At 65.9% G+C, this 15,468-nt stretch carries 17 protein-coding genes; 10 read left to right on the top strand and 7 right to left on the bottom strand.

Going from position 1 to position 15,468, the window contains the following annotated elements:
* Positions 1-7: 7 nt before the first annotated feature.
* The 4 genes from C3B78_RS01875 to C3B78_RS01865 all read right to left on the bottom strand — a co-directional run bounded on the left by C3B78_RS01875 (position 8) and on the right by C3B78_RS01865 (position 3,552).
* Positions 8-859, bottom strand: coding sequence for a class II fructose-bisphosphate aldolase (locus tag C3B78_RS01875; RefSeq protein WP_104996563.1), 852 nt, complete (start codon positions 857-859; stop codon positions 8-10).
* Positions 859-1,005, bottom strand: a complete 147-nt coding sequence (locus C3B78_RS19595; RefSeq protein ID WP_158677169.1) for a hypothetical protein — start codon at positions 1,003-1,005, stop codon at positions 859-861. The genes C3B78_RS01875 and C3B78_RS19595 overlap by 1 nt, the downstream gene beginning before the upstream one ends.
* 149 nt (positions 1,006-1,154) lie before the next feature.
* Complete coding sequence (locus C3B78_RS01870) at positions 1,155-2,054, bottom strand: NAD(P)-dependent oxidoreductase (RefSeq protein ID WP_104996562.1); 900 nt, start codon at positions 2,052-2,054, stop codon at positions 1,155-1,157.
* A gap of 19 nt (positions 2,055-2,073) precedes the next feature.
* Positions 2,074-3,552 (bottom strand): four-carbon acid sugar kinase family protein, encoded by a 1,479-nt coding sequence (locus tag C3B78_RS01865; protein WP_104996561.1) that lies wholly within the window; start codon positions 3,550-3,552, stop codon positions 2,074-2,076.
* Between the two features lie 159 nt (positions 3,553-3,711).
* Between C3B78_RS01865 and C3B78_RS01860 the strand changes: the two genes are divergently transcribed.
* The gene (locus C3B78_RS01860) at positions 3,712-4,416 is read left to right on the top strand and encodes a FadR/GntR family transcriptional regulator (protein ID WP_104996560.1); all 705 of its coding nucleotides are present in this window, start codon (positions 3,712-3,714) and stop codon (positions 4,414-4,416) included.
* A gap of 124 nt (positions 4,417-4,540) precedes the next feature.
* Positions 4,541-4,753 carry a dodecin gene (locus tag C3B78_RS01855; RefSeq protein WP_104996559.1) on the top strand — a complete coding sequence of 71 codons (213 nt, stop codon included), beginning with the start codon at positions 4,541-4,543 and terminating at the stop codon, positions 4,751-4,753.
* 87 nt (positions 4,754-4,840) lie between these two features.
* On the opposite strand, the gene C3B78_RS01850 is transcribed toward C3B78_RS01855, so the two are convergent.
* Both C3B78_RS01850 and C3B78_RS01845 read right to left on the bottom strand, forming a co-directional pair.
* The gene (locus C3B78_RS01850; RefSeq protein ID WP_013599563.1) at positions 4,841-5,056 is read right to left on the bottom strand and encodes a hypothetical protein; all 216 of its coding nucleotides are present in this window, start codon (positions 5,054-5,056) and stop codon (positions 4,841-4,843) included.
* 128 nt (positions 5,057-5,184) lie between these two features.
* Positions 5,185-6,087: a helix-turn-helix domain-containing protein gene (locus tag C3B78_RS01845; protein WP_104999584.1), complete on the bottom strand. Its 903-nt coding sequence runs from the start codon at positions 6,085-6,087 to the stop codon at positions 5,185-5,187.
* Positions 6,088-6,280: 193 nt separating this feature from the next.
* Between C3B78_RS01845 and C3B78_RS01840 the strand changes: the two genes are divergently transcribed.
* From C3B78_RS01840 to C3B78_RS01810, 7 genes are all read left to right on the top strand, one after another.
* Positions 6,281-7,102, top strand: a complete 822-nt coding sequence (locus C3B78_RS01840; RefSeq protein ID WP_104996558.1) for an aldo/keto reductase — start codon at positions 6,281-6,283, stop codon at positions 7,100-7,102.
* A 26-nt stretch (positions 7,103-7,128) separates the two neighbouring features.
* Positions 7,129-8,100 carry an aldo/keto reductase gene (locus tag C3B78_RS01835; RefSeq protein ID WP_104996557.1) on the top strand — a complete coding sequence of 324 codons (972 nt, stop codon included), beginning with the start codon at positions 7,129-7,131 and terminating at the stop codon, positions 8,098-8,100.
* The gene (locus tag C3B78_RS01830) at positions 8,094-9,122 is read left to right on the top strand and encodes an NAD-dependent epimerase/dehydratase family protein (RefSeq protein WP_104996556.1); all 1,029 of its coding nucleotides are present in this window, start codon (positions 8,094-8,096) and stop codon (positions 9,120-9,122) included. The genes C3B78_RS01835 and C3B78_RS01830 overlap by 7 nt, the downstream gene beginning before the upstream one ends.
* Before the next feature lie 79 nt (positions 9,123-9,201).
* On the top strand, positions 9,202-10,035 hold the full coding sequence (locus C3B78_RS01825) for an aldo/keto reductase (RefSeq protein ID WP_104996555.1): 834 nt from the start codon (positions 9,202-9,204) through the stop codon (positions 10,033-10,035).
* Positions 10,036-10,168: 133 nt separating this feature from the next.
* Positions 10,169-10,435, top strand: a complete 267-nt coding sequence (locus tag C3B78_RS01820) for a GlsB/YeaQ/YmgE family stress response membrane protein (protein ID WP_104996554.1) — start codon at positions 10,169-10,171, stop codon at positions 10,433-10,435.
* Between the two features lie 111 nt (positions 10,436-10,546).
* Positions 10,547-10,990, top strand: coding sequence for a hypothetical protein (locus tag C3B78_RS01815; RefSeq protein ID WP_104996553.1), 444 nt, complete (start codon positions 10,547-10,549; stop codon positions 10,988-10,990).
* A gap of 261 nt (positions 10,991-11,251) precedes the next feature.
* On the top strand, positions 11,252-13,300 hold the full coding sequence (locus C3B78_RS01810) for an HNH endonuclease signature motif containing protein (protein WP_104996552.1): 2,049 nt from the start codon (positions 11,252-11,254) through the stop codon (positions 13,298-13,300).
* 34 nt (positions 13,301-13,334) lie between these two features.
* Here the strand turns inward: C3B78_RS01810 and C3B78_RS01805 are convergent, their stop codons facing one another.
* Positions 13,335-14,201: a putative protein N(5)-glutamine methyltransferase gene (locus C3B78_RS01805; RefSeq protein ID WP_234005490.1), complete on the bottom strand. Its 867-nt coding sequence runs from the start codon at positions 14,199-14,201 to the stop codon at positions 13,335-13,337.
* Positions 14,202-14,318: 117 nt separating this feature from the next.
* Here C3B78_RS01805 and C3B78_RS01800 point away from each other — a divergent pair, with 117 nt between their 5' ends.
* Positions 14,319-15,377: a lactonase family protein gene (locus tag C3B78_RS01800; RefSeq protein ID WP_104996551.1), complete on the top strand. Its 1,059-nt coding sequence runs from the start codon at positions 14,319-14,321 to the stop codon at positions 15,375-15,377.
* The last annotated feature ends 91 nt before the right edge of the window (positions 15,378-15,468 follow it).

The raw sequence follows: 15,468 nt of genomic DNA, 5'->3' as shown, positions 1-15,468 counted from the left end.
GGAAAACTCAGCGCGTGAGCGTCGCCAGCGTGGTGGTTGCGAAGTGGCGGGCGGAGCTGTTCCAGTGGCCCAGGAGCGCCTGCAGGTTCTCGCCGTCGGCGCGGTGTCCCGGAAGCTGCTCCTCAAGCGTGGCCAGCACGCCGGTGCGGAGCTCCGTGTTGAAATTGACCTTGCCAACGTTCATGGAGGCCGCCTTCACCAGCTCCCCCGCCGGGATTCCGGAGGCCCCGTGCAGGACCAGCGGAATGTGCGTGCGCACCGCAATGTCCTGCAGCACGTCCCAGCGCAGCTGCGGCTCGCCCTTGTATTTACCGTGGACGTTTCCGACGGCGACAGCCAGCAGTTCGGCGCCGGTCCGGGCCACAAAGTCCTCCACCAGCGCGGAGTCGGTGAGGCCGGCCACGGCGACTCCGGCCTGGTCCGCGCTGAAGGCGCGGTCCTCGTCGCCGGCGAGCCCGCCAAGCTCGGCTTCCAGTACCACGTCCGGCCCCAGCAACGCACGGGTCGCCCGGACCAGCCCAATGTTGTCCTCGTAAGGAAGGGAGGAACCGTCGGCGAGGACGGAATCCGCCCCTGCCGCAACGGCGTCGGCCATCACCCGAAGGTCCGTTGCGTGGTCAAGCTGCACCGCAACCGGGACGGACGCAGCGTCGGCGAGGCCACGGAGTGCACCGATGAGGCGCAGGCCGTTGGAGGTGGCGGCAGTCCTGGGGGCAACCAGCAGGATGACGCCGCGGCCGGATTCCTCCGCCGCCGCCACCACGGCCAGCGCCGTCGTAAAGTCGTAGCAGGTGAAGGCCGGCACGGCGGAACCCTGCTGGAGGGCGGAGGTTACCAGGTGATCGAGTCGTGTGCGCATCAGATGCCCAGGCCTCCCACCGGGATCCAGGCCACGAAGGCCAGGACAAAGCCGGTCAGGAGCAGCGGAGTACCAAGCTCCACTGCGGGTTTGATGGCTGGAGTTTCAGCCGCCCGCGCGATCAGCGGGTACATCAGGTGGTTCATTACGGGGTGTCTCCTTCGACAGGCCGGTCTTCCAGAAGACGGGCCATCAGGCGCTGGTTGTTTCTTAGTCGGGGAACCGCAGGGGTACGACGACGGCGAAAGGGGACCGCCGTCGTCGTGCCTTTCAGGGAAGTGCTGGAGGCAGGTGCCTACGCGGTGCGCTTGGCGGGGGCAACAACCTTGATGACGGCGGAGTCGTCGGCGGCGGCGAGGCCCTGGGCCTGGCCCAGCAGGTAAAGCTGCTCGGCTGCAGCGGCAACGGGCGCTGCCAGGCCGGCGGCACGGGTGGCCTTGCCCACGATGCCCATGTCCTTGACGAAGATGTCCAGGCGGGAGAGGACCTCGGCGCCTTCCTCGTTGTAGGCCTCAAGGATGCGCGGGCCGCGGTTGGAGAGCATGAAGGACCCGGCGGCGCCTGCCTCAAGGGCGGCGAGGGTCTTGGCCTGGTCCAGGCCGAGGGCGTCCGCGAGGGCCATGGCTTCGGCCGCTGCGGCGATGTGCACGCCGCAGAGGAGCTGGTTGACGGTCTTGAGGGCCTGGCCGTCGCCGGGCTTGTCGCCCACCACGGTCAGGGTGGAGGCCAGCAGGTCCAACGCGGGGGCTGCCTTTTCGCGGGCTTCGGGGGAAGCGCCGACGACGATCAGCAGGTCGCCTTCGCCGGCGCGCTTGGGGCCGCCGGACAACGGCGCGTCCACGAGGTCCACGCCGTATTCGGCAAGCTTGGCGACGGTTGCGGGGATGGCTTCAGTGCCCACCGTGCTGCCGAGGATGACGACGGCGCCGGGCTCAAGCACGGAGGCCACGCCGTCCTCGCCGAAGAGGACCTCGTTGAGCTGCTCGCCGTTGCGGACGGCCAGGAGCACGGCGTCGGCGCCCTTGGCGGCTTCGCGGGCCGAGGCGAAGGTGGCAATGCCGGCTTCTTCGGCAAGCTTCAGGCGCGGTTCGGCGATGTCGAAGCCGTGGACTGACAGCCGGGAAGCCAGGCGGGTGGCCATGGGCAGGCCCATGGCGCCGAGGCCCAGGACTGTGACGGTGTAGTTACTGGTCATGGTGTTCTTCCTTGGATTCCTAAAAGGTGTTGCTGAGCTTGCGGGTGACGTCGGCCAGTGACTGGTCGTCGCCCACGTTGCCGGCGAAGACGATGTACGGGATGCCCTTGGCGGGGCCATCCACCGGTTCCCAGAGCGAGACGATGCCGGGAAGCATGGGGCCGCGGACAATGGCGTGCCGGATTTCCAGGCCGTGGGCGGCAACGTCGGAGGAGGTGATGCCGCCCTTGGCGATGACGAACCGCGGCGGGAAGGTCTTCAGGGTCCGGTTGACCACGGCGACGACGGCGGCGGACACGGTGCGTGCGATCCGCAGGCTTTCGGCGGGATCGTCTGTCTTGATGAGCAGGCGGCTGGTGTGGACAATGACGTCCCCGCCGCGGAGGGCCTCGACAACCGCGTCCACCGTCTGATCCAGGTGGCTGGCGGCTTCCGGGCCGAGGAGCTTTTCGACGTCGATCTCCACGATGCGGGCCGCGCTGTGCTGTTCGGTCAGGGCCTTGAGCTGGCGGGTGGTGACGCCAACATGGGAGCCGACGACGATCAGGCCGCCCGCTTCCGACGGGGTGTTTCCGGCGTAGGCTTCCGCACCGCTGAGTGCGCTGCGGATTTCCTGGCCGATCCGGGCACGGCCAAACGGCGGCCCAACGCGGTAAAGGAGCTTCTTGCCGCGCCGTTCGGCTTCTTCCAGGCCGAGGGACAGGGCACGGAGGTCGTTTTCGGTCACGATGTCAGCCACGATGGGGGTGGAATCCGTGGCCCGCTCGAGTGCGTCGGCGATGGCGTTGGCAGAGATGGCAGGGTCCTGGGCTGCCGCGCCGGCGCGGATGATGTTCAGGTCCAGGACGATGACCCTGTCCGCGGCGAAGCGGCCCTTGGACTTCTCCTCGACGTAGTCGGCCATCACGGAGGTGGAAAAGCCGAAGGTGGCGTCCTTGGCGAACTCTGTGTCGGACACCGGGATGAGGGTGCCGGCCGCTTCTCCGGTGCCGCGCATGTAGTGGACGCCGCCAATGGTGACCCGCCCGGCGTCGGGGAAGGCCGGTACCAGCACAACGCCGTCGGTCTTTTCCCCGCTGACGCCTGACACGGTGGCCGCGATGACGTCCGGCTCCAGGGGATAGTGGCCGCGCAGGGTGGAGTCGCTGCGGCTGACGAAGCCAAGGCGCAGTTCTTCCGGGGACCCAGCTGCTGCGAGGGCGTTGCGGACCACTTCTTCATTGCGGGCGGCAGCCTCGGCAGGGTCCAGGCTGCGGGTGTTCGTGAGGACGTAGACAGCGGGCTTCGACTGGCTGAAAGCCCAGATGAAGTCTTCCACCTCCCAGCGGGTGAGCACGGGCAGGTCTGCCACGGACTGCGTTCCGGTGGGGTCGTCGTCGAGCACGACCAGGACACGCGGGGTCTCCGCGTTGGAGGCAGCCAGGGTGCTGGCTACCAGTTCGGCGGGAATCCGGACCTCGGCCGGATACGCGGCCAGGACGTCTGCTTCAAGCGTCACAGTGCACTCCGTTGTGTATGGACCCGATGAATGGATCCTGATGTAAAGGTAGGTGTAAGATGTCAGACATCTTGCATTTGGTTGCTAGTGTGGCACAGGACATAACGGCGCGCAAGTAGACTTGTCAGACATATCCAATGAGGGAATATCGGGGGCAGCATGGCGAGGCAATCACTGGTGGGCCAGGTGGCGGACGAGCTCCTGGACCGCATCATCGCCGGTGAGTTCCCGCCCGGCGCCACCGTTCCCGGAGAACATGAGCTTAGCGCCCGGCATGAGGTCAGCCGGATGACGGTCCGCGAGGCCATGAAAACGCTTCAGGCGCAGCGGATCCTGAGCGTCGAGCGAGGCCGGGGAACGTTCGTAAACCCCCTCAACCGCTGGGCATCGCTGGAGGCCGTGTTGCGCGCCGCTTCCGAGGGCAAGAACGAGGCGGACGCCTCCATCCAGCTCATCGAACTCCGGCGCATGCTGGAAGCCGGCGCATGTGAACTGGCGGCGGGAAGGATCAGCGACGCTGATATCCAAACCCTGTACGGCTATGTGGCAGCCATGCGTGCCGCCCACGAAGTCAACGACGTGGCCGCGTTCGTTGACGCGGATTTGGCCTTCCACGACCTGATCCTGCGTGCCTCGGAGAACGTCTTCGTGGCTGTGCTGTTCGAGCCGCTGCATCGGGTGCTGGAAAAGCGGCGCACTGAAACCTCGGCTGTCCGCGACATCCAGGAGCACGCGATTCATCACCACCAGAACATTGCCGAGGCGCTGGAGTCCCGGGATGCCACCCGTTCGCGGCAGGCCATGGACGCACACATGGAGCAGACCCTGGACGACCTCAGGAATCTGGTGCTCGAGGCGAAGTAGGCAGCCGGCTCAGCCTGACGGCGGTGCGGAACATCCGGATGAGGGCTGGTCAACGCTCCGCGAGTGCTACTAGTCTTCAAGAACCGCCCGCAACCGGGAGCACCGTTGATCACGAGGAGCGAAGTTGGCCAATCACACGTACAGCATTTCTGAAATCGTCGGCACGTCGGACCAGGGAGTGGACGACGCCGTCCGCAACGGGGTTGCCAAGGCCTCCCAGACCCTCCGCAACCTTGACTGGTTCGAGGTCAAGGAAATCCGGGGCCACCTCGAAGAAGGCAAGATCGCCGACTGGCAGGTCACCATCAAGATCGGCTTCCGGCTGGAAGAGCACTAGTTCCCGCAACAACTGACTCGCAGCAGACGTCGCGAAACCGCGTTTTTGACGACGTCTGCTGCGGGTCAGTTGGCGTTTAAGCGGGGCTTAGTTGGCCGAGACGGCACCCGCCGAGCGACGCCGCCAAACGGTTGGAACGCCGTCGAACGCGGGAAAAACGTGCCCTTCGAAGAAGGACAGGACGGTGTGCGGATCGTGGTCCGGGCTCCACAGGCCCGACGCCGGGCAGTGCGAGCCGGTGGCAGTGGAGGGGGCGCCCGCGGCGGCCGCCTGGCGTTCCTTGAGCAGTGCGATGCGTTTCATCATTGAGACCATCCTTGGTGGGGAATCCTTGTTCCTCCAGCCTAGGAAAAGTGCAATCTTTCCCCAATGGGCTCGTGGCCAGAAACACCCGTCCCAACTGGCCAAAAGTACAACGGCTCCGGCCGCCGTCATTCCCTGCGTTCCGCCGTGGCCGGAGCATCGATGCGGCCGGTTTCACGTTCGGCCGCCGGGTGGGGTGCTCCCAGGCTGCCGAGCAGCGCAAGGGCGTCGGCCGACGGCGAACCCGGCCGGGCCGAATACATCCGAAGCGTCTGGTCGGGATCGTCCGGGAGGACGAGGTTTTCAAAGTTCAGCTCCAGGTCCCCGACGGCGGGATGGTGCAGGCGTACGCTTCCCGCGGACCTCGTGGCCACCCGGTGCCCGGCCCACCATTGGCGGAAGTGCTCGCTCTGGACGGCGAGTTCGCCCACCAACTGGTTGGCCTGGGCGTCGTTGGGGTGGCGGCCCACGTCCAGCCTCAACGCCCCGGCTGCTTCCGCCGCCACGGTTTTCCAGTCACGGAAGAGCTCGCGGGCAGACGGATCAAGAATGAGCCAGCGGGTCAGGTTACGTTCAGCGGCCGGCAGGGCGGGGAAATCCGCGAACAGCAGGAAGGCCATCCTGTTGCCGCCGAGGATGTCACTGCGCCGGCCCAGCACCATGGCCGGCACATCGCCCATCGCCTCAAGGAGCTGGCGCAACGCCGGACGGACCGCCTGGGCGGCCGATGTGCTGGACCTTGAGGCCCCGGCACAGTTTTCCAGGAGGTCCATCATGTGCGCATGCTCGCTGCTGTCCAGCCTCAAGGCCCTGGACACTGCCTCCAGGACGGTCCGCGAAGGATGGATGTTCCGGCCCTGCTCCAGCCTGACGTAGTAATCGGTGCTGACCCCTGCCAGCCTGGCGACTTCTTCGCGGCGGAGGCCGGGAACCCTGCGCGCACCGGAGGTGGGTCCCGCACCGGCGTCCTCAGGGCTCAGGCGGGACCGCATGGCTTTGAGGAATTTTCCGAACTCGGCGCTTTGACCCATGCAGACCATTGTGCCCGGCATGGTGGGCCCCGCCTACAACGAAGGTAGGACTGGGAGTCCTAGGAAAAACAGAATCAGGTTCTCCTGCTGACTTCCCGGCCAAAAGTGCATAGGCTCGAAAGCGAGCCAGCGGAAACCGCTTTCTCCCGTCGAGTCAACGGCACCCAACCCCCGCATGTTTCAAGGAGCCCCAATGTCAGAGCTGACACTGAACAACGGCGTCACTGTCCCCCAGCTTGGTTTCGGCGTCTTCCAGGTACCGCCGGAGGACACGCAGCGGACCGTGGAGGACGCCTTCGAGGCCGGATACCGCCACATAGACACGGCCGCCGCCTACCGGAACGAGGCGGGCGTGGGTGCCGCCATCGCGGCCACCGGCATTCCGCGCGAGGACATCTTTGTCACCACCAAGCTCCGGAACGGCGAGCAGGACCGCGCGCAGGAAGCATTCCAGAACAGCCGCAAAGCCCTTGGCCTCGACTACGTTGACCTCTACCTCATCCACTGGCCCGTCCCGTCGCAGGACTTGTACGTCCAGGCCTGGAAGGAGATGGAACGGCTCTACGAGAACAACCAGATCCGCGCCATCGGCGTTTCCAATTTCCTCGCCGAGCACCTGGACAACCTGCTGGAGTCCTCGGAGATCGTCCCGGCCGTGAACCAGATCGAACTGCACCCCAGCTACCAGCAGGCAGACCTTGCGGCCAAGTGCCGGGGCCTTGGCATCGCAGTGGAGGCCTATAGCCCGCTGGGACAGGGCGGTGACCTGAACGGCAATGCGGTGACCGGCATTGCCAACGCCCACAATGCCACCCCGGCGCAGGTGGTGCTCGCCTGGCATCTGGCCGCAGGAAACATCGTGATTCCCAAGTCCAGCCAGGCCGCCCGGATCCGGGAGAACTTCGCCGCCTCCGCCCTCACCCTCTCCGCCGATGAGCTTGCCGCCATCAGCGCCCTTGAGTCCGGTGCCCGCATCGGTTCCGATCCCGCCGTCGCCGCCTTCACGCAGCTGTAGAACCACCAAACCCAAAGGATTCAGCAATGCAGTACACCCACCTGGGCCGCTCCGGCCTGAAAGTCTCCCGCCTTTGCCTCGGCACCATGAATTTCGGTCCGCAGACAGAGGAAGCGGACGCCCACTCCATCATGGATTCGGCCCGCGAGCAGGGCATCAACTTCTTCGACACCGCCAACGTCTACGGCGGCGCCGGCCACCGCGGCTGGACCGAAGAAATCATTGGCCGCTGGTTCGCCAAGGGCGGCGAGCGCCGCGAGCACACCGTCCTGGCCACCAAGCTTTACGGCACCATGACGGACCGCCCTAACGAGTCCAAGCTCTCCGCCCTAAACATCCGCCGCGCCCTCGACGCCAGCCTGAAGCGCCTGCAGACGGACTACATCGACGTCTACCAGTTCCACCACATCGACCGGGACACCCCGTGGGACGAAATCTGGCAGGCCATCGAAGTGGCTGTCCAGCAAGGGAAGATCCTCTACTCGGGCAGCAGCAACTTCGCCGGTTGGCACATTGCCCAGGCCCAGGAGGCGGCCAGGCGGCGCAACTACACCGGCCTGGTGAGCGAGCAGTCCATCTACAACCTGTTCATGCGCCAGGTGGAGCTGGAAGTGATCCCGGCGGCCCAGCAGTACGGGCTGGGGCTCATCCCCTGGTCGCCGCTGCAGGGCGGGCTGCTGGGCGGGGTGCTGAAGAAAGAGCGCGACGGCGTCCGGCGCACCGAGGGCCGTGCAGCCGAAACGCTCAAGAAGCACGAAGACCAGATCCGGCAGTACGAGGATTTCGCCGATGAGCTGGGCCACGAGCCGGGCGACATCGCCCTTTCCTGGCTCCTGCACCAGCCTGCCGTCACGGCACCCATCGTGGGACCGCGCACCCAGGAACAGCTGGACGCCGCCGTCAGGGCATTGGACGTGGCCCTGGACGCCGACACCCTCAAGCGGCTGGACGACATTTTCCCGGGCCACCGTACGGCACCGGAAGACTACGCATGGTGAACCCATCCACCCCTGAAGCCGGTACGGTTGCGCCGAGGAACATCCTCTTCCTCGGCGGCACCGGCGTCATCAGCGCGGCGGCGGCAGAACGCGCCGTCGCGCTGGGGCACCGGCTGACCATCCTCAACCGGGGCCGGTCCACAAGGCCGGTCCCGGAAGGGGCCGAAAGCCTGACCGCGGACGTCCGGGACGCCTCCGCGCTCCGTGACGCGTTGGGGGGACGCGATTTCGATGCCGTCGCGGACTTCATCACATACACCCCCGACCACGCCAAGGCCGCCCTGGACCTGTTTACAGGCCGCACGGGGCAGTACGTGTTCGTCAGCTCCGCCTCTGCGTACCAGAAGCCGCCCACCCGGCTTCCGATCCGCGAGTCCACGCCCCTGAAGAACCCGTTCTGGCAGTATTCGCGGGACAAGATCGCTTGCGAAGAACTGTTTTACGAGGCCTACAGAGAGCAGGATTTCCCGCTCACCGTGGTGCGCCCTTCCCACACGTATGACCGCACCAAGATCGCCATGGTGGGCGGCTGGACGGACATCCACCGGATGCGGGCGGGGCTGCCGGTCATGGTGCACGGGGACGGGACCTCGCTGTGGACCCTGACGCACAGCATGGACTTTGCCAAGGCTTTTGTGGGGCTGCTCGGCCTGCCGCAGGCGGTAGGCGAGAGCTACACCATCACGTCCGACGAGTACCTGCCCTGGAACCAGGTCTACCAGCTGTTCGCCCGTGCAGCCGGTGTGGCGGACCCGGAACTGGTCCACGTTGCCTCGGAAACCATCGCCGCACACAGCCCGGAACTCGGACCTAACCTCCTGGGCGACCGCTCCCACTCGGTGGTTTTCGACAACACCAAGATCAAGTCCCTGGTCCCCGGCTACTGCGCCACCATTCCCTTCTCCGACGGCGCCCGGGAAATCGTGGACTGGTATGACGCGAATCCTGGTCTCCAGCTGGTGGACCGGCAGTTCATGGACCTCAGCGACCGGCTGACCGGCTGGGCCAGGCAGGGCGCCTGACGCAGGCGGGCAGCGCCGCTTTCCAATATTCCCCGGGCGTTCAAAGGCCGGGCAGGCCGATCCGGGAGAGACTGTTGAAATGACACTTGCACCGCTGACCAAGCTCAATGACGGCTACTCCATCCCCCAAGTGGGCCTTGGCACCTGGCCGCTCGACGACGACCAGGCGGCCACCGCCGTCGTGCAGGCCTTGGAAGCCGGATACCGGCACATCGATACCGCAGTGAAATACGGCAACGAGCAGGGCGTGGGCAACGGCATCCGGGCCAGCGGCGTGGACCGTGGCGAGCTGTTCATCACCACCAAGCTGGACGGCCAGTTCCAGGGGAACGACAGGGCGGTGGCAGGGCTGGAGGGGTCACTGAAGCGGCTGGGGCTGGATTACGTGGACTTGCTGCTGATTCACTGGCCCCTGCCCGCGCGGGACGAGTACATCTCCACGTGGAAAACCTTCGAGCGGCTCCAGGCGGAAGGAAAAGTGCGCTCCATCGGCGTCTCCAATTTCAAACCCGCCCACCTGGAACGGCTGATGGCCGACACTGACGTGGTCCCCGCCGTCAACCAGATCCAGCTGACTCCGGCCGTCACGCGCGCGGCCGAGCGGGAATTCCACGCGAAGCACGGAATCGTCACGGAGTCCTACAGCCCGCTGGGGGGCGCCGGAGCCAGCCTGCTCGGCGCTCCCATCCTCTTCCAACTTGCCGAAAAGCACGGAAAAACGCCCGGCCAACTGGTCCTTCGCTGGCATGTTCAAAACGGAATTGTAACGATTCCGAAAACGTCGAATCCGGACCGGATGAGGGAAAACCTGGACATCTTCGACTTCGCCCTGGATCCGCAGGATCTAGCGGAATTATCGGTCCTGGACGAAGGTCCCGGTGCGGGCAACGATTCAGACGTGACGGGGCACTGAAACGGGCCTGAAGTGGACTTTTCCGTGAATCCGGGGTTGGCAAATAGATAATAAGCATGATTACTATTGAGCCAGAAGGATGAAGTGCTTCCGGGATCCGGAGGCCTCCTTTACTTAGGAAGAGGAACGAAAAATGGGATTTCTTGCATTTCTGATTCTCGGACTTATTGCTGGTGCGATCGCTAAGGCGATCCTCCCGGGCCGGCAGGGTGGCGGCTGGATCATCACCCTCGTCCTGGGCGTCGTTGGAGCACTCCTCGGCGGCTGGATTGGCGGAATGATCTTTGGCAGCGGACTGCAGGAGTTCTTCTCCCTGCAGACGTGGCTGCTGGCCATCGGCGGCGCGCTTATCGTGCTGCTGGTTTACGGCATGGTCACCAAGCGTGGCGCTCGCGGCTAACTGCCGCGTAAGCCAGGAAACCGGCCTGGGGACAACATCCCCGGGCCGGTTTTCCTATCTCCCGGCCTCTCTGGCCGGAAGCGAAACCTTCTCAGTGAGCAGGAGTTCATCGTGAAAAACAAACTTCTTTTGGGCATTGGTATTGCCGCAGGCTACGTGCTTGGGTCGAGGTCCGGCAGGGCCGCCTATGACAAGCTCAAGGCACGCGCTGCGGGCATCTGGGACAGTAAACCTGTGCAGGACAAAGTTGCGGTTGCAACGGAGGCCATTAAGGAAAAGGCTCCCGAGGTCGCGGACCAGTTGAGTGAGGCCGCACGCCGGGCAGGTACGGTGATCGGCTCAGCGGTGCATCGTGAAGGCTCCTCCGGTTCCGACGGCACCAAGCAGACAACCTCCGACGCCGGCACGACAGCCGGTGCCCCCGGCACCACGGTTCCAGGTACCTCGGGCACCCCAAGCGGCGACGACCTTGGCGAGGACCACATCCCCGCGCACAGCACCCACCCGGAAACGCTGAACCTCGGCACCTCCGACGAGACCGATTCAAAGGCCTAGTTCCGGCGCGCCGTCCGGCCTGTGACGGCCCCGCGTCCGCTTGACAGCGGGAAAACATCGGGTCTGTGCTACAACTGAATGGCTTTGCTGGCCGTCGCGATCCTTGGGGGACGCGGCGGCCAGCAGCGTCTTAGCCACATTACTGGCCCGCGTGCCCCCTTTCCCGGCCCCGGGACTGTTCGGGTGGCGGACCTCGGCCACGTTTTCCACATAGCAGATCCAGCACGGTTTTTTGTCAGTGGTCTTTGGCAGAGTTGTCCTATGGAGGCCATTGGGGAGCACCTTGAGGAGTTCGGCGGTTTAGCCGCCCTGGCCTCCCATGCCCTTCCACTTAGGCACGGCCACCTGCATGCGGTGCCCGCAGACAGCACCGCGTCTCCCTCCGGTTCCGGGGTGCTCCCGGTCCACGGTGACATGGACATGGACATGGACGAATTGTCGGCAGTCGGGCTGTCCGGACTCGGCGACCTGCTCAACGCCGTCGTGGCAAACAGCGCAGGCCCCTTGCGGAGGGCCAGCTACGTGGAGGTGTCCAGGTTCGCGGGCCAGGTTGAAGACATTGCCCGGACTATTGAGCACCTTCAGCTGCTGTCCGCCGGTGCCGTGGACCGCAAGCGCACGGAGGCGATCGCCGACGCTGCAGCTGAGCGCTCCACCCGCTCCCGTTCGTGGGTCACCGGTTGGGACAACGGCGTCGAAACCCTGTACCAAACCGACGCGGACTGGCCCGCACCAGCCGCCCCGGCTGACTGCCCTGCGGAGAACGGCCCTGCGGAGAGTCCCGCGGGGAACTGCCCTGCGGGGAACTGCCCTGCGGGGACCGGCTCTACGGAGACCCGCGCGGGCAGCGCCAGGCGGATTCTGACCTCGCCGGCCGATGACGGGTGCAGGAACACGGCTGAGTTCCTCCGGCTCCGCCTCCGCATCCCCTTGCGTGAAGCACGCCGCCGCCTCGCCCTGGCCCGCCAGACCTTGCCCGGCACCAGCCTCACAGGTGAACCCCTCCCACCGGCACGGCCACACCTTGCCACCGCCCTCGCCCCTGTACCCGGTCGCGTCTCGGCACAGGGCAAGTCCTCCCCGCCGGTGGTGTCCTCCTACGCCGGCACCATTATTGCCACCGCACTGGACCGGCTTGAGCGCTTAATTACACCCGACGCCCTGGACCTGATCGAGAAGGACCTCACCAGCGCCGCAATTACCGCCGACCCCGACTTCCTCGCCAGGCTTGTCCAACGCTGGACTGAGGCCATCGACGCTGACGGAGCCGAACCCAGCGAAGAAGCCCTCCGCCACGCCCAAGGCGCCTTCCTCCGCAAGCCGCGCCACGGTCTGCACCACTTAGAAATCTTCGCCACCACTGAACAATACGAATACCTCCTTACCGCCATGAATGCCGCCACCAACCCCCGCACCACAGCCGGCATTGCCTCCGGGATTGCGCACAACCCGGGTACCGTGGCTATAGACAGTGTGGGCCTGGAGGGAAACGGCGCCGGCCAGGACGCCGTCTGGAGCGACACCCGCGGGGACACCGGCCCGGACCTGGAACGGCGCACCAGGCCCCAGCTACAACCCGACGGCATCATCGGCACCGTCAAAGCAGGACTCACCACCGACACCCTGCCAACCACCGGCGGCAACCGGCCCCAAATCATCGCCACCATCAACTACAAAGACCTCCTCCCCCACCTCCCCGCCAGCCCGGCTGGCCCGGCTGGCCCAGGAACAGGCCCGGAAACCGGAGGGGGAACAGACGCAGAGGCCGCTGGAGGATCACGCCGCCTACAGGGCTGGGAAAACTCGTCAGGAACCCGAAATTTGTCGGGGACGGGCAGCGGGTCAAGCAAGGGCCAGTTGTCAGGGACGGGGAACTTCGCCTTCACTGGCCCCGTCGCCGCCCAAGCCCTGCGCAAGATTGCCTGCGACGCCGAGATCATCCCCGCCCTCATGGGCACCGACGGGGAGGTCCTGGACCTCGGCCGGAGAACCCGCCTTTTCACCGCGGCCCAACGCCTCGCCCTTATCGCCCGCGACCAAGGCTGCACCTTCCCCGGCTGCACCATCCCCGCGCCGTGGTGCGAAGCCCACCACATCACCTACTGGTCACGCGGCGGACCCACCAATCTGGACAATGGCGCACTCCTTTGCGCACACCACCATCACCTCATACACAAAGAGCAATGGACCATCGCCACCCGCCATGGCACCCCCTGGTTCACACCCCCGCCCCACATCGACCCCCAACAAAAACCCCAACAAAACCAGTACTTCAAACCACCCCCGCCGCCGGCAGTACCCCCGGAGTGAGGGACCCAAAGACGCAGTCGGGGGAATAAGGGATTCAAGGGTGCGCGGAGTGGACAGGAGAGTTAGGAACAGCCGTGGCCTGGGCACTGCCAACGACAGCTGCGCCAATAACCACCGTGCCGTCGAGTTCGTCTGAGCGGACTGTCCGAACGGCAAGTCCTGCCGCGGCCACAACGGATGCAGTTCCCTCAGCCTGCTGCTCACTGGTCTCAATGAGCAGATGCCCTTCGGAGGAAAGCCAGTCCCGGGCCCCGGCGGCCACGCGCCGATGAAAATGGAGCCCGTCCGCGCCTCCGTCGAGAGCTATCCGTGATTCATAGTGACGGGCTTCCGGCGGCATGGTCCTTATCGCATCCGTGGGGACATAGGGAGCATTCACGGCCAGGACGCGCACCCGGCCCTGGAGCCCGGGCGGAAGCGCCGCGAACAGGTCCCCTTCGTACACACGTCCGCCCACCGGCCCCACGTTGCGGCGCGCGCACTTCGCGGCCTCAGGGTCAACGTCGGCCGCATGCAGTTCGGCGCCCGGGACCCGTCGGGCAATTGCAGCCCCAACTGCCCCCGATCCGCAGCACAAGTCAACAACAATGCGGGGTGCGGGAAACCGGCCGCACTGCAGCAGTCCCACTGCCTCGTCAACCAACAGTTGGGTCCGGCGCCGGGGTACAAAAACCCCCGGCTCGAGAGCGATGCGGTTTCCGTCGAAGCCGGCCCAGCCAAGAATGTACTCCAGGGGCTCGCCGGATGTGCGCCGGCCAACCCAGTCAGCGAGTGCTGCAGGGCCGGGCGCCTCCCTGATGAGCAGCCCCGCCTCATCTTCGGCGAAAACACATCCGGCGGCCCGCAACGCGGAAACTATGGCGGCAAACGTGTGGGGCGCGGAGGTCCCGGAAACTGGCAAGGGCACACCTTTCTGTGGGCCGGGTGTTTCTACAAGCCGAGCCGGCCTGGGCCGGATGGAGTCCAATGCTAATCCCCAATTGCACCGCACGGCAGCGCTTGTCGGCAGGATGGACCTATGACCCCGCCTGCCCGGAACGACCTCATTTGGACCGGTACCTACACCGCCGATGGAGGCGGCCGTGCCGATGGCATCGGTGCCCTCGCTGCGCGCAGGGACGGAAGCCTCGAATGGCTGGGGACGGCGGTGAAGGCGGACTCGCCGTCGTTCCTTGCCGTTCATCCCGCCTTGCCCGTGGTGTACGCGGCGGCCGAGCACCGCGGGGCGGTCCGGGCTTTCCGCCGCACCGGGGACTTTGGACTGGAGCCGCTCGGCGATCCACAACCAGCCGGACAGGCAGCTTGCCATGTGGGAGTGGACCCCCTGGGCCGCTTCCTTACGTCCGCCTGCTGGGGCGACGGCCAGGTCCTGCTCTATGGATTGGATGACGACGGCGGGATGACAGGCTGCTTCCCGGCGGCACCATCGGTGGATCCGCACGCCAGCCTCAACCCGGATGAACCTCGGCAAAGCAGGGCCCATGCCAGCCTGATGCTGGCGGACGGACGCGTCATGACAACGGACCTTGGCCACGACACCCTCCGGGTCTGGAACTACGTGCCGGGCACCGGCCTGGTGGCCGACCATGAGGTTGCCCTCCCGTTCGGCAGCGGTCCCCGCCACGTGGTGCAGCACCATAGCGGCAATGTGTTCGTGGTGTCCGAGTACTCCGTTGAAGTGTTCGTCGTGAGGCCTGAAGCGGGGACATTCGAGCTGATCTTCCGTGGTCCGGCCACCTCCGGCGGCTGGGCTCCGGGCGACTCCGCCGCGGAGATCTGCCTTGGCCAGGGCGGCCGTTTCGCATATGTGGGTGTCCGCGGCTCCAATATCATCAGTGCACTCAAGGTTGGATCCGGCGGGACGGAGCTGATGCCGGTGCAGGACACGCCCACCGGCGGAAACTGGCCGCGCCACCACCTGGTCAGGGGAACGTGGCTGCACGTAGCCCACGAGCGGTCTGACAACGTGGCAACACTCGCCCTGGACGACGTGACCGGCATTCCTACCGGGATAATCAACGACGTGCAGGTCCGGTCGCCGACTGCCCTGGTCCCCGCCTTGGCGCCGCCCGGCTGAACATTCAAAGGGCGGCCGGCGGGAAACGCTGAAGCCAAGCGGAACCGCGGACGCCATTGGCAAAACACTGGAGTTATTCAGTGCAAGCGCT

Source organism: Arthrobacter sp. PGP41 (genome assembly GCF_002953935.1).
Lineage (GTDB): Bacteria > Actinomycetota > Actinomycetes > Actinomycetales > Micrococcaceae > Arthrobacter.
The sequence above is the reverse complement of the archived record's forward strand: the minus strand, read 5'-3'. Positions and strand labels throughout refer to the sequence as shown.

Excerpts from the sequence above, each read along its gene's own strand:
- C3B78_RS01875 (WP_104996563.1), bottom strand. The coding sequence starts at position 859 with ATGCGCACACGACTCGATCACCTGGTAACCTCCGCCCTCCAGCAGGGT.
- C3B78_RS19595 (WP_158677169.1), bottom strand. The coding sequence starts at position 1,005 with ATGAACCACCTGATGTACCCGCTGATCGCGCGGGCGGCTGAAACTCCA.
- C3B78_RS01870 (WP_104996562.1), bottom strand. The coding sequence starts at position 2,054 with ATGACCAGTAACTACACCGTCACAGTCCTGGGCCTCGGCGCCATGGGC.
- C3B78_RS01860 (WP_104996560.1), top strand. The coding sequence starts at position 3,712 with ATGGCGAGGCAATCACTGGTGGGCCAGGTGGCGGACGAGCTCCTGGAC.
- C3B78_RS01850 (WP_013599563.1), bottom strand. The coding sequence starts at position 5,056 with ATGAAACGCATCGCACTGCTCAAGGAACGCCAGGCGGCCGCCGCGGGC.
- C3B78_RS01845 (WP_104999584.1), bottom strand. The coding sequence starts at position 6,087 with ATGGGTCAAAGCGCCGAGTTCGGAAAATTCCTCAAAGCCATGCGGTCC.
- C3B78_RS01840 (WP_104996558.1), top strand. The coding sequence starts at position 6,281 with ATGTCAGAGCTGACACTGAACAACGGCGTCACTGTCCCCCAGCTTGGT.
- C3B78_RS01835 (WP_104996557.1), top strand. The coding sequence starts at position 7,129 with ATGCAGTACACCCACCTGGGCCGCTCCGGCCTGAAAGTCTCCCGCCTT.
- C3B78_RS01830 (WP_104996556.1), top strand. The coding sequence starts at position 8,094 with ATGGTGAACCCATCCACCCCTGAAGCCGGTACGGTTGCGCCGAGGAAC.
- C3B78_RS01825 (WP_104996555.1), top strand. The coding sequence starts at position 9,202 with ATGACACTTGCACCGCTGACCAAGCTCAATGACGGCTACTCCATCCCC.
- C3B78_RS01820 (WP_104996554.1), top strand. The coding sequence starts at position 10,169 with ATGGGATTTCTTGCATTTCTGATTCTCGGACTTATTGCTGGTGCGATC.
- C3B78_RS01810 (WP_104996552.1), top strand. The coding sequence starts at position 11,252 with ATGGAGGCCATTGGGGAGCACCTTGAGGAGTTCGGCGGTTTAGCCGCC.
- C3B78_RS01800 (WP_104996551.1), top strand. The coding sequence starts at position 14,319 with ATGACCCCGCCTGCCCGGAACGACCTCATTTGGACCGGTACCTACACC.